15 protein-coding genes are annotated in these 13,654 nt (G+C 58.9%); 6 read left to right on the top strand and 9 right to left on the bottom strand.

Annotation, left to right across the window (positions count from 1 at the left end):
* Positions 1-73: 73 nt before the first annotated feature.
* Entirely contained in the window at positions 74-421 is a 348-nt protein-coding gene (locus BN1241_RS06890) for a VOC family protein (RefSeq protein ID WP_054952921.1), read from the bottom strand.
* A 127-nt stretch (positions 422-548) separates the two neighbouring features.
* Here BN1241_RS06890 and BN1241_RS06885 point away from each other — a divergent pair, with 127 nt between their 5' ends.
* From BN1241_RS06885 to BN1241_RS06875, 3 genes are read left to right on the top strand one after another with little or no spacing between them, the layout of a single operon-like run.
* Positions 549-1,382, top strand: coding sequence for an aldo/keto reductase (locus BN1241_RS06885; protein ID WP_054952920.1), 834 nt, complete (start codon positions 549-551; stop codon positions 1,380-1,382).
* Entirely contained in the window at positions 1,379-2,194 is an 816-nt protein-coding gene (thiD, locus tag BN1241_RS06880) for a bifunctional hydroxymethylpyrimidine kinase/phosphomethylpyrimidine kinase (RefSeq protein ID WP_054952919.1), read from the top strand. Before BN1241_RS06885 ends, thiD begins: the two co-directional genes overlap by 4 nt.
* Positions 2,178-2,762, top strand: coding sequence for a YdcF family protein (locus tag BN1241_RS06875; protein WP_077138317.1), 585 nt, complete (start codon positions 2,178-2,180; stop codon positions 2,760-2,762). The genes thiD and BN1241_RS06875 overlap by 17 nt, the downstream gene beginning before the upstream one ends.
* Here BN1241_RS06875 and BN1241_RS06870 read toward each other — a convergent pair.
* Both BN1241_RS06870 and dnaB read right to left on the bottom strand, forming a co-directional pair.
* Positions 2,746-3,255: a mycothiol transferase gene (locus tag BN1241_RS06870; RefSeq protein ID WP_054952917.1), complete on the bottom strand. Its 510-nt coding sequence runs from the start codon at positions 3,253-3,255 to the stop codon at positions 2,746-2,748. The genes BN1241_RS06875 and BN1241_RS06870 overlap by 17 nt on opposite strands.
* Before the next feature lie 111 nt (positions 3,256-3,366).
* Positions 3,367-4,713, bottom strand: coding sequence for a replicative DNA helicase (gene dnaB / locus BN1241_RS06865; protein WP_054952916.1), 1,347 nt, complete (start codon positions 4,711-4,713; stop codon positions 3,367-3,369).
* A gap of 335 nt (positions 4,714-5,048) precedes the next feature.
* On the opposite strand from dnaB, the gene BN1241_RS06860 reads away from it, so the two are divergent.
* A complete protein-coding gene (locus tag BN1241_RS06860) occupies positions 5,049-6,374 on the top strand; it encodes an MATE family efflux transporter (RefSeq protein ID WP_230198283.1) in 1,326 nt (441 codons plus the stop codon).
* A gap of 298 nt (positions 6,375-6,672) precedes the next feature.
* Here the strand turns inward: BN1241_RS06860 and BN1241_RS06855 are convergent, their stop codons facing one another.
* Complete coding sequence (locus BN1241_RS06855; protein ID WP_054952915.1) at positions 6,673-7,356, bottom strand: rhomboid family intramembrane serine protease; 684 nt, start codon at positions 7,354-7,356, stop codon at positions 6,673-6,675.
* Complete coding sequence (locus BN1241_RS06850; RefSeq protein ID WP_054952914.1) at positions 7,353-7,874, bottom strand: peptidylprolyl isomerase; 522 nt, start codon at positions 7,872-7,874, stop codon at positions 7,353-7,355. Before BN1241_RS06850 ends, BN1241_RS06855 begins: the two co-directional genes overlap by 4 nt.
* A gap of 149 nt (positions 7,875-8,023) precedes the next feature.
* Between BN1241_RS06850 and BN1241_RS06845 the strand changes: the two genes are divergently transcribed.
* Entirely contained in the window at positions 8,024-8,764 is a 741-nt protein-coding gene (locus BN1241_RS06845; protein WP_054952913.1) for a hypothetical protein, read from the top strand.
* A gap of 158 nt (positions 8,765-8,922) precedes the next feature.
* Here the strand turns inward: BN1241_RS06845 and BN1241_RS06840 are convergent, their stop codons facing one another.
* The 4 genes from BN1241_RS06840 to BN1241_RS06825 are packed head-to-tail and all read right to left on the bottom strand — an operon-like array spanning position 8,923 to position 11,969.
* Complete coding sequence (locus BN1241_RS06840) at positions 8,923-9,825, bottom strand: ABC transporter substrate-binding protein (RefSeq protein WP_054952912.1); 903 nt, start codon at positions 9,823-9,825, stop codon at positions 8,923-8,925.
* A gap of 10 nt (positions 9,826-9,835) precedes the next feature.
* On the bottom strand, positions 9,836-10,498 hold the full coding sequence (locus BN1241_RS06835) for an ABC transporter permease (protein WP_222704458.1): 663 nt from the start codon (positions 10,496-10,498) through the stop codon (positions 9,836-9,838).
* A 5-nt stretch (positions 10,499-10,503) separates the two neighbouring features.
* Positions 10,504-11,160, bottom strand: a complete 657-nt coding sequence (locus BN1241_RS06830) for an ABC transporter permease (protein ID WP_054952910.1) — start codon at positions 11,158-11,160, stop codon at positions 10,504-10,506.
* Entirely contained in the window at positions 11,157-11,969 is an 813-nt protein-coding gene (locus BN1241_RS06825) for an ABC transporter ATP-binding protein (RefSeq protein ID WP_054952909.1), read from the bottom strand. The genes BN1241_RS06830 and BN1241_RS06825 overlap by 4 nt, the downstream gene beginning before the upstream one ends.
* A 258-nt stretch (positions 11,970-12,227) precedes the next feature.
* Between BN1241_RS06825 and BN1241_RS06820 the strand changes: the two genes are divergently transcribed.
* Positions 12,228-13,562, top strand: a complete 1,335-nt coding sequence (locus BN1241_RS06820; RefSeq protein ID WP_054952908.1) for a sodium/glutamate symporter — start codon at positions 12,228-12,230, stop codon at positions 13,560-13,562.
* Positions 13,563-13,654: the final 92 nt, after the last annotated feature.

The following is a 13,654-nucleotide window of genomic DNA, read 5'->3' as shown; positions in this document are numbered from 1 at the left end:
CTGCATTTTTCTCGGGACACCCCACCATGAAGTCGGTGACGTGTCCCGAGATCCAGATATCAGAATGGGCTGCTCACCGCGGGAACGCGGTGCTGAGGATCCATTGGATCCCGAAGGGATCGCTGATCCTGCCGAGGCGTAGCCCGCTCTCGTCATCATCCACGGGGCTGATGACCTCGGCACCGTGCTTGATCGCGTTCTGTTCAAGAACGTCGGGAGCCGCTGTTTCTGCGAGCAACACGATCCGCTCCTGAGTCTTCTCGTGAGATTCTGTGGCTTGTCGGATGCCGATGGACTGGCCTTGGATAAAGAGTTGGGTTGTCTCGACAAGTGTCTGCCCGACTTCGGCACGGAAGACGTGGCGATAGAAGTCGATGGCGGCCTGCTTATCGTCAACAATGAGGATCGGTATGATCTGCATAACACAAACCTATCAAAGCGGGCCTCACCATGACACGTCAGCACGTCTCTGACCAGCAACGAGACCATTCTTCTCTTTCCCGGTGAGAAGTGTTTCCTTTACGTGTGTGAACAGGGACAATATCTGTATGACGAATGTGAAGTTGAATACCGGACAGACAATCCCCCAGCTCGGCTACGGCACCTACAAGATCGCCCCGGAAGATACGGTGGCGGCCGTGACGATGGCCCTGGAAGCCGGCTACCGCCATATCGATACCGCCCAGATGTACGGCAATGAGGCCGAGGTCGGAGAGGCAATCGCTCAGTCCGGAATCGACCGGTCTGACATTTTCCTCACCACGAAACTCGACAACCCGTACCACATGCCGGATGATGCGCGGGTTTCTTTCCGCCAGTCTCTCGAGGACCTACAGACCGACTACGTCGATCTGTTCCTCATCCACTGGCCACTCCCCACCCTGTACGGGGGTGACTTCGTGACAACCTGGCTAACTCTAGAAGAGTTCTTCGAAGAAGGTCGGGCGAAGGCCATCGGTGTCTCAAACTTCCTCCCTGACCATATCGATACTCTCCTCAAGCACGGCACGGTTGTTCCCGCTGTGAATCAAATCGAGATCCACCCGTACTTCCCGAACGAGGTTTCTCGCGCCAAGAACGCCGAGGCTGGAATCGTCACCCAGGCATGGTCTCCGCTCGGCCGGGCCGCCGTCCTGACCGATCCGGTCATTACCGAGATCGCGGAGCGCATCGGTGCCACCCCCGCCCAGGTGGTTTTGGCCTGGCACGTCAACCGCGGTGATGTTGTCATCCCCAAGTCCGTCACCCAGTCACGTGTCGTATCAAACATGGACATCTTTGACGTGCCACTGACCGAAGAGGATCATGTAAGGATCACAGCGCTCGATCGTGGCGAGGAGGGTCGACAGGGCTCAAATCCGGCCACGATGGACAGGATATGAAAGAAAGACAGCTCATGAATTTTGCTTACACGATCGCCGGTTCCGAATCGGCCGGGGCCGCGGGGCTCCAGGTTGATATCCGCACGTTCCATCAGCTGGGAACTTTCGGACTGGGCACCCTCACCTGCGTGGTGGCACTGCACCCGGATAATAATTGGGGGCACAGCTTCACGCCGATGCCAGCAGACTTGATCGCGGAGCAGATTGCCGCTGCCACCGCCACCTACGATCTCGATACCGTGAAGATCGGCATGCTCGGTACCGTCCCCACGATTGAGGTTGTGGCCGAAAACCTGCGCAAGCAGCCCTGGAAGAACGTCATCGTTGACCCTGTTTTGATCTGCAAGGGCCAGGAGCCCGGCCAGGCTTTCGACACTGACAAGGCCCTTCGCGAGCAGGTACTGTCCCAGGCAACGGTCACCACCCCAAACCATTTCGAGGCACTCACCCTGTCGGGCATGGATTCCATCACGACGATTGACGACATGATCGAGGCGGGTAAGCGCATCACCGAGCACGGCCCCAAGGCCGTTGTCGTCAAGGGCGGGATCGATTTCCCCGGAGACGAGGCTGTTGACGTTCTCTGGGACGGCGAGGAGGCAACCATCTATCGAGCACCCAAGGTCGGCGAGCACCGGGTCAACGGTGCCGGTTGTACGCTGGCTGCCGCGATCACCGCTGAGCTAGCCAAGGGCACCGAGCTTCGTCAGGCGGTGCAGGTCGCCAAGGATATGGTGACCGCCGGTATTCGAGGCCGTATTTCAGCCCATCCGCCGTTTGACACCGTGTGGCAAGGTGCCTATCAGAACTAGGCCGGTTATCGCGGTACTCGGAAGTACTGTGCAGGGCGGGCGCCCCAATCCCGCCCTGCACTCGCGTCTCGATACCGCCGCCCACGAATGGCGTACCGCGACACGCTTTGGTCTGGAGCCGATCGTGTTTTGTTTGGGCGGAATTGGTGGCGGCGGCAAGGAAGCTGAGGCTCCGGTGATGGCCGCTTATCTTGAGCAGGTGGGTATTCCCCGCCGCGTTATCGTCGAAGAAGCCCACTCCCGTACGACGGAAGAAAACCTGCTCCACCTTATTGCGATTCTTGGCTCCCCCGATTACCCGGATGCTTGGCTGGGGAAGCCTACTGCGGATACGCCCGATCCGACCGTGCTCCCTCAGGAACTACCCGATCAGGTTCCTCCCATCACCCTCGTGACGTCACGGACCCACCTGCCACGCACGATGCTAATTGCTCACAGTATCGGTTTGGAGCCGAGGGGCGTTGCCGCCCCCGTCCACGCCATCACCCTCAGGTCCCTCATCCGGGAGCTTGGGGCTCTCGCGATCTGGGGTGCTCGCTCGCTGCGCCGACTTATCGCAGGCGGGTAATCATTCCGCCGAGATAGTCGGCCTGTCCAGCATGCTGCGCCGCGTCATCGATGATGGAGACGATGCGGGTTGCGCGCATGACCGGCGGGTCCCAGTTCTTATCAATGATTTCTTCCATTGCCTCATCGTCAACTGTCGCTACGTACCGGGTTGCATCCTCAACGGTGGCTCGCAGATAGTCAAGAAGAAGCTGCTTGTCATCAATCTTGACGGCCTGCGCTTCGCCCGGCGTGTGTCCGTACCCCATCGAGTCCGCCGGCAGGTCCAGCCCAAACTTGCTGACCCATCCGTCCCGTTCCCAGAGGTCGTTTCGAGATTCGAGGTGGGCAATCTGGACATCGATTTCGCGTGCGGTGTGCCAGGCCAGCCAGGCAATCGAATTATCGGCACCTTCCGGCTTCCAGTTGAGTTCTTCAACGCTGTGGTTGTCGATCAGTCGGGTAAAGACTTCGAGGGGCCGTGCGAACGCATCGGACAACAGACTTGTCAGCATGTTTCGAGGCTACCCGCCATCACCTCATCCGGTGAACGGTTTCAGCCCGAGCCGAAACTTTTTTCCAATTTCCCTACCAGAATCCTCGAGAGAGCCCTCTAGTGGGAAGCTTTAGAGGTCGCCGGCTGCTTCCACAAAGCGGGCGTAGTGGCCCTGGAACGACAGGTTGATCGAGCCAACCGGGCCGGCTCTGTGCTTACCAATAATCACTTCACCAATGCCGGTGGCTTCTTCCCGAGGCTTATACATGTCCTCGCGGTGCAGGAGGATGACAACGTCAGCATCCTGCTCGAGCGAACCGGATTCACGAAGGTCGGAGACCATCGGTTTCTTTGTCTCGCGCTTTTCCGAGTCACGGTTCAGCTGCGCAACCGAGATGATCGGCACATCCAGTTCCTTGGCCAGGAGCTTGATCGAACGCGAGAAATCGGAAACTTCCTGCTGGCGGGACTCAACATTTTTGGCACCCGAGGTGAGAAGCTGGAGGTAGTCGATGACGATGAGTTGAATGTCGTTCTGCTGCTTGAGCCGGCGACACTTCGCCCGAATCTCCGCCATTGTCAGGTTTGGTGAATCGTCAACGATTAGAGGCGCCTTCGAGATCTTCTCCAGCCCACCAACAACCCGCTGCCAGTCATCGGCGGTCATACTGCCCTTGATCATGCGGTCCAGGAACACTCCCGACTCCGCGGCAAGCACACGCATTGACAGTTCGGTGCGGTTCATTTCGAGGGAGAAGTACACGACCGGAAGGTTGTGGTGCACGGCTGCGGCTCGACATACATCCATCGCGAACGTCGACTTACCGGCACCGGGACGGGCGGCAACAATAATCATCTGGCCACCACGGAACCCGTTCAGCATGTTGTCGACCGAGGGGAAGCCGGATGAAACACCGTCGAGTTCGCCGCCGCGAGACTCATTGTGTTCAAGGGTCTCGACCAGGTCGTTAATGATGTCTTCCATGACCGCGTAGTCACGGGATTCGTTCGTGTCGGTCATGGCATACACCTCGGACTGTGCCATATTGACCAGCTGGTCGACATCAGCACCGTCGGTGGAGTAGCCGAGTTGGACGATGCGGGTACCGGCCTCGACCAGTCCGCGCAGCTGGGCCTGCTCCCGCACAATCGAGGCATAGTAGCCAGCATTAGCCGCTGTGGGGACACTCGCAACGAGGGAGTGAAGGTAGGGAAGGCCGCCGACGCGTTCCAGTTCGCCGCGTCGCTTTAGCTCCGCACCAACGGTCACCGCATCGGCCGGCTCACCGTCACCAAAAAACTGCATGATGATCTCAAAAATGAGCCGATGCGAGGGCCGGTAGAAGTCATCCGGCTTCAGAATTTCCGTGACGTCGGCAACCGCGTCCTTCGAGAGCATCATGCCGCCAAGTACCGACATTTCTGCCTCAATATTTTGCGGTGGTGTCCGCTCGAAGCCCGCCCCAGATTCAGTCATTGCACTCCATTCTTCTCAAGGTGACTATACCGGGCAGGGTCCCCGCCAACACATCTCCAGTGTTCCCCAGGGCCTGTGGATACGCTGTGGACAACTTGGGGTTAACGGTGGAAACACTCCGTACTTTGCGTGGATAACTTGTGGGTAAATTTCGCACTTACCCACAGATGCATGCCCTGTGGACAAAATTTGCTTCATTTTCTGTTGAGATCCTGGGAGAATAATCCCCAGACATATCCACACCTGTGGATAACTTTGGTTTGGGGATAAGTGACGAACACTCCGCCGGGATCACATTCCTCAACCGTTACTTCAGGTCGGTTTATGGTGTGGAGGTGACCACAAGCATCGACCGGCAGATCGTCAGACTCGCACTCCCAACTCTCGCCACGCTGCTGGCAGAGCCAACACTCCTTCTTGTGGACACCGCCCTCGTGGGCAGGTTGGGCGTTGATTCGTTAGCCGGACTTTCCCTCGCCTCCACCATCCTGACCACTGTTGTAGGCCTGTGCATCTTTCTGTCATATGCAACGACTGCCTCGACGGCCAGGTTCTTCGGCGCCGGCAAACCCGACCGTGCACTCCGCCTCGGTCTTGACGGGGTGTGGCTCGGGATCTTCCTCGGTGTCATCTTGGCCGTGATCCTTCTCGCCTTTGGGTCTGCGATTTTCGGCTGGTTTGGGCCCGAGAAGGCGGTGCTTGACGAGGCAACCCGGTACCTTTCAGCAAGCGCGTGGGGTCTGCCTGGTATGCTCATCGTTCTTGCGGCCACAGGTACCGTGCGCGGCATGCTTGATACTCGCACTCCCCTCATCGTCGCCACCGCCGGAGCCCTTGCGAACATCCCGCTCTCGTACCTGTTGATCTACCCGGCTGGATTTGGTGTGGCAGGGGCCGGGTACGGCACTGCCATCGCGCAGTCCGGCATGGGCATTGCCCTCGGCTTCGTCGTTGTTCGAGCCGCGCACCGGCAGGGTGTTTCGCTGCTGCCGTCGGGAACGGGCGTGCTCAAGTCTTTACGGGACTCCATCCCCCTCATCATCCGCACCCTGTCGCTGCGTGTCAGCATTCTGCTGACGATCACGGCGGCTACCACGCTTGGCACGACTGCGCTCGCAGCGCATCAGATCATTAATTCAATGTGGAACTTCGCGGCGTACGGTTTGGACGCCCTTGCGATCGCCTCCCAGGCCCTGGTCGGGCAGGCACTCGGCGCATCCGCAGGCGAGCGGGTCCGCCACGTTCTGAACCGCTGCCTGTGGTGGGGCTTGTGGGTTGGTGCGGTTCTCGGGCTTGTCCTTGCCGCGGCCTCACCGGTGATCCCGCGGGTTTTCACGGGGTCTGGTGAGGTTGCGCAGTGGGCCATGTGGGGCCTGGTCGTGTGCGCCATTGGCCTACCGATTGCCTCGATTGCCTACATGCTCGACGGAGTCCTGATCGGCGCAGGGGACACACGCTACCTGGCTTGGATGATGATTCTTGCCCTCGTGCTCTACACACCGATCCCGCTTCTCCTCGCAGGGCCGGGGGCCGACCTTGAGATGGTTGGCCTTCTCATCTTGTGGGGCGGTTATGCCGCGGTGTTCATGGGGGCCCGGAGCCTCACCCTGTACCTGCGCACCCGCGGAGACCGGTGGATCGTGCTGGGTGAGGAACGATGAATTTGTGGTAAATGCAGAGCATCTTCCGCATGTCAACCCGCTAGCACACAAGTATATTTCCCACAATTTCATCCACTGCTGTGGATGATTTCGAAGTTATCCACAGATTTTACCCACAGGTGGATAACTACATCAATGTCATTCTCGGTGATTTCGCCATTTTGATCATTCGACCCTCAACTAGTAATCCCCAGGTGTGAATAACTTTGTGGATAAACACCCGTGGTGTGGGAAAAGTTGTTTTTCTCTAGTAACAAAAGAGCCGCCCCGAAGGGCGGCTCTTGGGACTAAGTGCCCCCTACGAGTAGATGAAATACGCGGTGCCGGCGAGTGCGAGCAGCACACCGAGAGCGCTCACAGCATTAATCCATGTGCTTCTGGTCCGGGTGAAGAGGAAAGCAACAACGAGACCAATGAGAAGCCCGCCGAGGTGGGATTGCCACGAGATTCCTTGCAGGATAAAACCGAGGATGAGGTTGATGCCGAGGAGGACGAGGAGCGGTGTCGTGTCTCGGGAGAAACCTTTAGCCAGTATGAACAGTGCACCGAAGAGGCCAAAGACGGCACCGGATGCACCGACGACGAAGGTCGCCCACGATGCTCCCGTGGGATCGGCAAGGGCAAGGACTGCAACGTTCCCACCGATTGCGGAGAGCAGGTAGAGGGCGGCAAAACGCCACCAGCCGAACACCGGTTCCAGTGCCTGACCCACGAGCCACAGGGCGTACATGTTGAAGATCAGGTGCCAGAAGTCGGCATGAAGAAAGGCGGACCCGAGGAACCTGTAAGCCTGCTCCTCACCCAACCACGGGGCGAAGATCAGGGTCGATTCCAGTTCGGACCACAGTCTGCCGAAACCGTAGACGCCGATGCAGAGGACCATGATGATGATCGTGACGATCGGCTTTCGCCTTCTCACGGTCCGGTAGCGATCCGGATCCGGCGGGGGCCCGCCCGGCACCGGATCCGGATATTCGCTCATGCCGAGACGGAAATATTGTTGATGACGACGTCCTCCAGGGGACGGTCAGACGGGTTGGTGTCAACGGCTGCGATTGCGTCGACAACCTTCTTCGACTCTTCGTCTGTAACGCGGCCGAAGATCGTGTGCTTGCCCTGCAGCCAGGTGGTGGGGGCAACGGTGATGAAGAACTGGGAGCCGTTGGTGCCACGGCCGGCGATCTTGCCGGCGTTGGCCATCGCCAGAACGTAGGGTTCGGCGAAGGAGAGTTCGGGGTGGATCTCGTCATCGAAGTTGTAGCCGGGGCCGCCCGTGCCGGTGCCGAGCGGATCGCCGCCCTGGATCATGAAGCCGGGAATAATACGGTGGAAAATCACGCCATCGTACAGGGGCTTCGAGGTGCGTTCGCCGGTGGTCGGGTCCTGCCATTCGCGCTGGCCAGTGGCGAGCTCGGTGAAGTTCGCGACGGTCGCGGGGGCATGGTTAGGGAACAGTTCGACGACAATGTCGCCATGATTCGTATGCAGTGTTGCTTCCATAGAAACTATCTTCCCATTAACAAAGGCCGGTACCCAACAGTTGCTTGCGCCATCGGCGTATTTCAGGGGCGAATGTCTTAACTCGAGCGAAATCCCAGGCTGAGCCTATAGAATTAACACCGTTAGTCGTATCCACATGGAGGTGTCGAATGTTCGGCAAGAAGAAGACCGCTCCTCAACTGGCAAAGTCCCAGTCCGGGGAACTAGGAGAAGTACTGAGCCGCCAGTTCAGCGAGTGGGCAGACCTTATTGGTAGCCGCACGGGCACTCTTGGCGAATCAGCTAAGCACTTCGCTGAGAAGGCAACCGCTGAAGCCAACGAATACGCTCACAAGGCTGGCAAGCACGTGAAGCGCTACGCTGATGAGGGCGCCAAGTGGGCTGCACCCCACGTTGAGTCCGCTTCCCGCAAGGCCCAGGAACTGACCGAGAATGCATCCGATCGCTGGGAGCACGATGTTCGCCCCCGCCTGTACGCAGCAGCTGATGCCGCTCGTACCGAGGCCGGTAAGGATGTCAGCCTCAAGGACAAGGCAGTGAACGTTTCGACTGCGACCTCGAAGGCACTTCAGTCTCCCCCTGCCCCCGCGAAGAAGAAGTCGCGCAGGCTCGGCTGGATCGTCGTTGGTGTTGCTACGGCCGGTGTTGGTTACCTGATCTGGAAGCGCAACCAGCCGATTGAAGACCCGTGGGCCGAGGCTTACTGGGAAGACATTGTTGCCGAAGATGCTGCCGCACAGGCCGCTGCCGACGGTGACGGTGCAACGATCGACCCCGTTGTCGAAGAGAAGGTCAGCAAGCCCGCACTGAATGAGGCTGAGGCCGCTGAGCAGGCTGGGCTTACCGATTCTGATAACCAGACTGAGCTCGGTCACCCCGAAAAGAAGTAGTAGCGAACAACTTCCTACGACACTGCCCCCACCCTACGGTGGGGGCAGTAGTTTATTCTCCGCTCAACTTACCCTCGAGTGTCGGGTGGTGAAGCGCCCGGGCCCGGAGTTTCCTCCGGGCCCGGGTCAGGCAAGTACGTTAATCAGTTAACTTTGGGTTAGAAGTCTTGCTCTGCGAGCCAGTCCTTAGCGATAGCGTCCGCGGGAAGGCTTTCGTTTGCTGAGCGAGCATTGAGTGCCACGAGATCCTCGGGTGTGAGTGCGGCACTGACCTTGTTGATGATCTCTTCAGCTTTTTCGTCAACGTTGTCGGACGCGAGAGGAACAACATGGGAGGCGAGGAAGAGGTTCTTCGTGTCCTCGAGCTGGACGAGCTCCGAGTCCGCAACCCTGGGGTCTGCCGTGTAGATGAGTGCCATCTGAATGTCATCATCCTTGAGGGCGTTGACGGTGAGCTGCCCGCCACCGTCCTCAATCGGGGTGAAGCCAACGTCAACCCCGTAGACGGCCTTCAGTCCAATCGGACCGTTGGGTCGGGTTTCCAGTTCCGAGTTCGCACCAACGGTAATGCTTTCTTCCACATTCTTGAGATCCTCGAGGGTCTCCAGGTCCCATTCGTCGGCGAATTCCTTCGTCACGAAGTAGGCATCCTGGTCGGTGGCCGGGGAGTATTCGAAGACCCGGAGGCCATCGGGAGCGGCGTCGACAAGCTCGTCATAGACCTCGTCGGCTTCACGCACCTCGGTCTCACCTTCCCAGTAGCGCAGGAGCGGTCCCGTATATTCGGGGAAGAGGTCAATTTTTCCCTCCTCGATTTCGGGCAGGTAGGCTTCACGCTGTCCAATCCGGAAGTCTCGCTCCACCTCGTAGCCCTCGGCCTCGAGCGCTTGAGCGTAGATTTCGGCGATGATTTCACTCGAGTAGTAGTCCTGGGAGCCGATGACGATCGCGGAGGAATCCCGATCACCGCCTCCATCACCCCCCTCGTCCAGCGGGTCGGAGTTGGAGCAGGCTGCAAGTCCAAGCCCGGCAATGGTCGCGAGTGCAAGTACTCGTTTCATGATGTTCCCTTCACGGCTGCAACGCCGGATTTGATATTTTACGGGACGCCCGGTGTGCGGACGCGAGAAGAATTTCTAAGATGATAGCAAGGGCGATGACAAGGATCGCCCCGCCGAGCATGGGCGCATAGTTGCCGGATTTGAGCCCGGAGAACACGAATCGTCCCACCCCGAAGTCAGCGACGTAGGCTGCGAGGGTAGCGGTGGCAACGACCTGGAGCGTTGCGGCACGGATACCACCAACGATCACGGGGGCCGCGATCGGGAGCTCCACCTTCCACACGATCTGCCGTTCACTCATGCCAATCGCCCGCGCCGCGCCCACTGTCTGGTTATCGACAGACTCGACGCCCGAATACGCACCGGCAAGTAACGACGGGATCGCGAGGACAATGAGGGCAACAACGGGGGCGGTGAGACCAATACCCGAGTAGAGGCCGACGAGGGTGAGGAGACCGAGGGAAGGAATGGCTCGCAGGGCACCCGCCGTGCCCACGACAGCCGCCTTGCCATTCCTCGTATGTCCAATGAGAACGCCAAGGGGGATGGCGATGATGCTGGCGAGGAGAACAACGAGCCCTGTGATTGCCACGTGTTCGAGCAGGCGCTGCGGAATGCTACCAGCACCCGACCAGCGGGCCGAATCGGAGAGCCATTCGAAGGCTTCAGCCATGACGTTCACGATCCCACCTCCTGCGGCACGGTGGCACGCTCCCAGGGGGACAGGAAGCGGCCGATCAGTTGGACGATGGCGTCAAGAATAAGGGCGACCGCGACCGTGAGGACAATGCCGGTGATGACAGAGGCGATAATCGAGCGCTGGAAGCCATCGGTGAAGAGACTTCCGAGGTTCTGTATACCGACGAGGGCACCGATCGTTGTTAATCCGACGGTGCTGACCGTGACGACACGGACACCGGAAATAATGACCGGCATTGCCAGCGGTAGGTCCACCTTCCACAGCATCTGCCGTTTCGAGTATCCGATCGCCATCGCGGCTTCACGAACCTGGGGATTGACGGCGTGAAAACCATCCGAGGCACTGCGAACGAGCAGGGCAATCCCGTAGAGCGTGAGCGCAATGATGATTGTTGTGGCAGAGCGCAGGCTCGTCCCAAAGAGCGCCGGTATGACAATGAGCATCGGTAGAGCGGGTATCGCATACAGCAGTGTCGATGCCGAAAGGAGTGGCCCGCCAAGCCTTGGAAAGCGGTAGGCGAAGCGGCCGATGGGGACGGCGATGAGGGTGGCGAGCAGGATTGCGGGGATCGCAATCGATAGGTGGATGAGGAGGAGATCGCGAATATGCTCCCAGGAATAGGATAGCCAGGTCACTGCTGGAGAACTCCTGCCGGGTGACCCGCGGCATCGACAATCAGTTTCGTGCCGTTCACTTCCTTAATGGTGAAGTTCCGGTCTGCTCGGTCCGCGCCAATGAACTGGCGAACGTAGTCATTACGGGGGTTGGACAGGATTTCTTGCGGAGTTCCCGACTGGAGGATCTCGCCACCCTTGCGCAGGAGCACAACGTCATGACCAACGTTGAACGCTTCCTCGATGTCGTGGGTGACGAGAATAATGGTCTTGCCAAGTTCTTCTTGGAGGCGGCGGAGCTCTTCCTGAAGTTCTTTGCGGACGATGGGATCCACGGCGCCGAAGGGCTCATCCATGAGCATGACCTTCGGGTCGGCAGCCAGGGCCCTGGCCACACCAACGCGCTGCTGCTGGCCACCCGACAGCTGGCTTGGGTACCTCTTTCCCTGGCCCACTTCGAGGCCGACACGTTCCAGGAGTTCTTCCGCGTCCTTCCGTGCTTTCTTCCGGTTCACACCGTTGAGCATCGGGACGGTTGCGACATTGTCGATAATGGTCCTGTGCGGGAGGAGACCTCCCGCCTGGAGTACGTACCCGATCGATCTGCGGAGTTGAACGCGGTCCACAGTCGACACATCTTTGTTGTCAACCCAGATCGAGCCTGTCGTGGGTTCGACCATGCGATTGACCATCCGTAACAGGGTGGTCTTGCCGGAACCGGAGGCTCCAACGAGGGCAACAATACGCCCTTGATCCACCGAGTAACTGAAGTCCTTGACTGCCGTCGTACCATCCGGGTAGGTTTTTCCGACATTGCGGAACTGGATCATAGGGTTTCCTTCGCTTTATCTGCGCCAGTGCCAGTAATCCTAGTCTCCCCCGCCATGAAAGAGGGGGTCAGAAACGGAATCGCCAGGATTGTTACATTTCCTTTACCCTTGAGCCTCGAGACGTCCTGTCATGCTGACGCGCTTGCGCACTTAGCCTGGCGGGTCGAATTATTTTCATAAATTCTCGGCAAAAGGCGTATAAACTCAACTTGCCCCACACCAGTAGAAACGCTGGTAATTCTTTGAGCAGGAGAGTTTATGGACGCCTCGCAGATCCTCAACACACTCATTATCGACATCGGTATCATCGGCACCCTGCTCCTCGTGGGCGTCGTCTTGAGGGCGTATCTTCGGCCACTGCAGTGGCTCCTTCTTCCTGCACCGGTCATCGCGGGCATGCTGGGATTCCTGCTGGGCCCCAATGTGGCCGGAATTCTCCCGCTCTCGCCCATGATCGGGTCATACACGACTATACTTATCGCCGCTGTCTTCGCATCGATGGCGATCGCCCAAGATTTCACTTTCTCCAAGATTTCTTCAGAGGTGCGTGCATTCACGGGTTATGGCATCGCGATGTCAGCCGGGCAAGTGCTCGTCGGGATGCTACTCGCTCTCCTCATACTCGACCCACTCTTCGATGCACCTAACTTCATGGGCTTGATCCTATTCGCCGCATGGTCCGGAGGTTTTGGGACGTCCGCCGCTATGGGTGATGTGTTCGCGAGTCAGGGCCAGGCCGAAGTCACTTCTGTTGCCTTCTCCGCGGCCACGGTGGGCATGCTCTCCGGCATCATAGGTGGCGTCATCCTGTCGCGCTTCGGCCACAGCCGCGGCTACGCTAGGGCCCTCAAATCCTCCACGACTGCGCTCCCGCGCTCCATGAGGCGAGGGATCCTTGAGCGTGACGAACGCTCGGCATATGCCACGCACACGATGTCGGGATCGTCGATGGAGACACTGGGCCTTCATCTCGCCTTGATCGGGGCAATCGTGGGCGTGGGTGGAGTCGTGCAAAGCCTCTCCGCCGAACGGCTCAATAATTTCGCTCTGCCGCTGTTCGCCACAGCATTCTTGGTGGGTCTGATCGCGCGTTTCATCCTGCGGCGCACGAACGCCATGACCGTGGTGGATAAGGGAACTACTAAAGCAATTTCCGGCACAGCCTCCGACATCCTCATTGTCTGCGGTATCGCCTCCATCGAACCCCGTTTTGTTTCAGCCCACCTGCCCGCCCTCATCGCGATTTTTGTTCTGGGCATCGTGTTCTGCCTTGCCCTCGGCGTCTTCGTAGCGCCCAGGTACCTTGGCGAGACCTGGTTTGAAAAGCAGATTTTCACCTGGGGCTGGGCCACGGGATCAGTGGCCACGGGCATCGCGTTGCTGCGCATCGTTGACCCAGATCTCGAGTCGGGGACCGTGGACGAATTCGGCTACGCCTATATCCCCCTCATCCCCATTGAAGGTGCAGCCGTCGCAGTGGCACCCCTGATCATCCTCGCTGGCTTGCCATGGCTCGTTGCTATCATCTGGGGTCTCCTGGCCTTTGTGGGTGTGTGGCTCATGGTGAGCGCTCAAAAGCCGGGGGCCGCGTAACGCTTCAAGGGCTGGTGGGTTCTGGCCACAAAACCAGAACAGTTCACCACGTCGTCGTCACGTGGGCGACCTTTGTTCAGTCAGAGAGGATT

This window comes from Flaviflexus massiliensis, assembly GCF_001375495.1.
Taxonomy (GTDB): Bacteria; Actinomycetota; Actinomycetes; order Actinomycetales; family Actinomycetaceae; genus Flaviflexus; species Flaviflexus massiliensis.
Note: the sequence above shows the minus strand (reverse complement) of the source record. Positions and strands in the feature narration are given on the sequence as shown.

Excerpts from the sequence above, each read along its gene's own strand:
- BN1241_RS06870 (WP_054952917.1), bottom strand. The coding sequence starts at position 3,255 with ATGCTGACAAGTCTGTTGTCCGATGCGTTCGCACGGCCCCTCGAAGTC.
- BN1241_RS06890 (WP_054952921.1), bottom strand. The coding sequence starts at position 421 with ATGCAGATCATACCGATCCTCATTGTTGACGATAAGCAGGCCGCCATC.
- BN1241_RS06820 (WP_054952908.1), top strand. The coding sequence starts at position 12,228 with ATGGACGCCTCGCAGATCCTCAACACACTCATTATCGACATCGGTATC.
- BN1241_RS06845 (WP_054952913.1), top strand. The coding sequence starts at position 8,024 with ATGTTCGGCAAGAAGAAGACCGCTCCTCAACTGGCAAAGTCCCAGTCC.
- BN1241_RS06835 (WP_222704458.1), bottom strand. The coding sequence starts at position 10,498 with ATGGCTGAAGCCTTCGAATGGCTCTCCGATTCGGCCCGCTGGTCGGGT.
- thiD (WP_054952919.1), top strand. The coding sequence starts at position 1,379 with ATGAAAGAAAGACAGCTCATGAATTTTGCTTACACGATCGCCGGTTCC.
- BN1241_RS06885 (WP_054952920.1), top strand. The coding sequence starts at position 549 with ATGACGAATGTGAAGTTGAATACCGGACAGACAATCCCCCAGCTCGGC.
- BN1241_RS06825 (WP_054952909.1), bottom strand. The coding sequence starts at position 11,969 with ATGATCCAGTTCCGCAATGTCGGAAAAACCTACCCGGATGGTACGACG.
- dnaB (WP_054952916.1), bottom strand. The coding sequence starts at position 4,713 with ATGACTGAATCTGGGGCGGGCTTCGAGCGGACACCACCGCAAAATATT.
- BN1241_RS06855 (WP_054952915.1), bottom strand. The coding sequence starts at position 7,356 with ATGAGCGAATATCCGGATCCGGTGCCGGGCGGGCCCCCGCCGGATCCG.
- BN1241_RS06850 (WP_054952914.1), bottom strand. The coding sequence starts at position 7,874 with ATGGAAGCAACACTGCATACGAATCATGGCGACATTGTCGTCGAACTG.
- BN1241_RS06840 (WP_054952912.1), bottom strand. The coding sequence starts at position 9,825 with ATGAAACGAGTACTTGCACTCGCGACCATTGCCGGGCTTGGACTTGCA.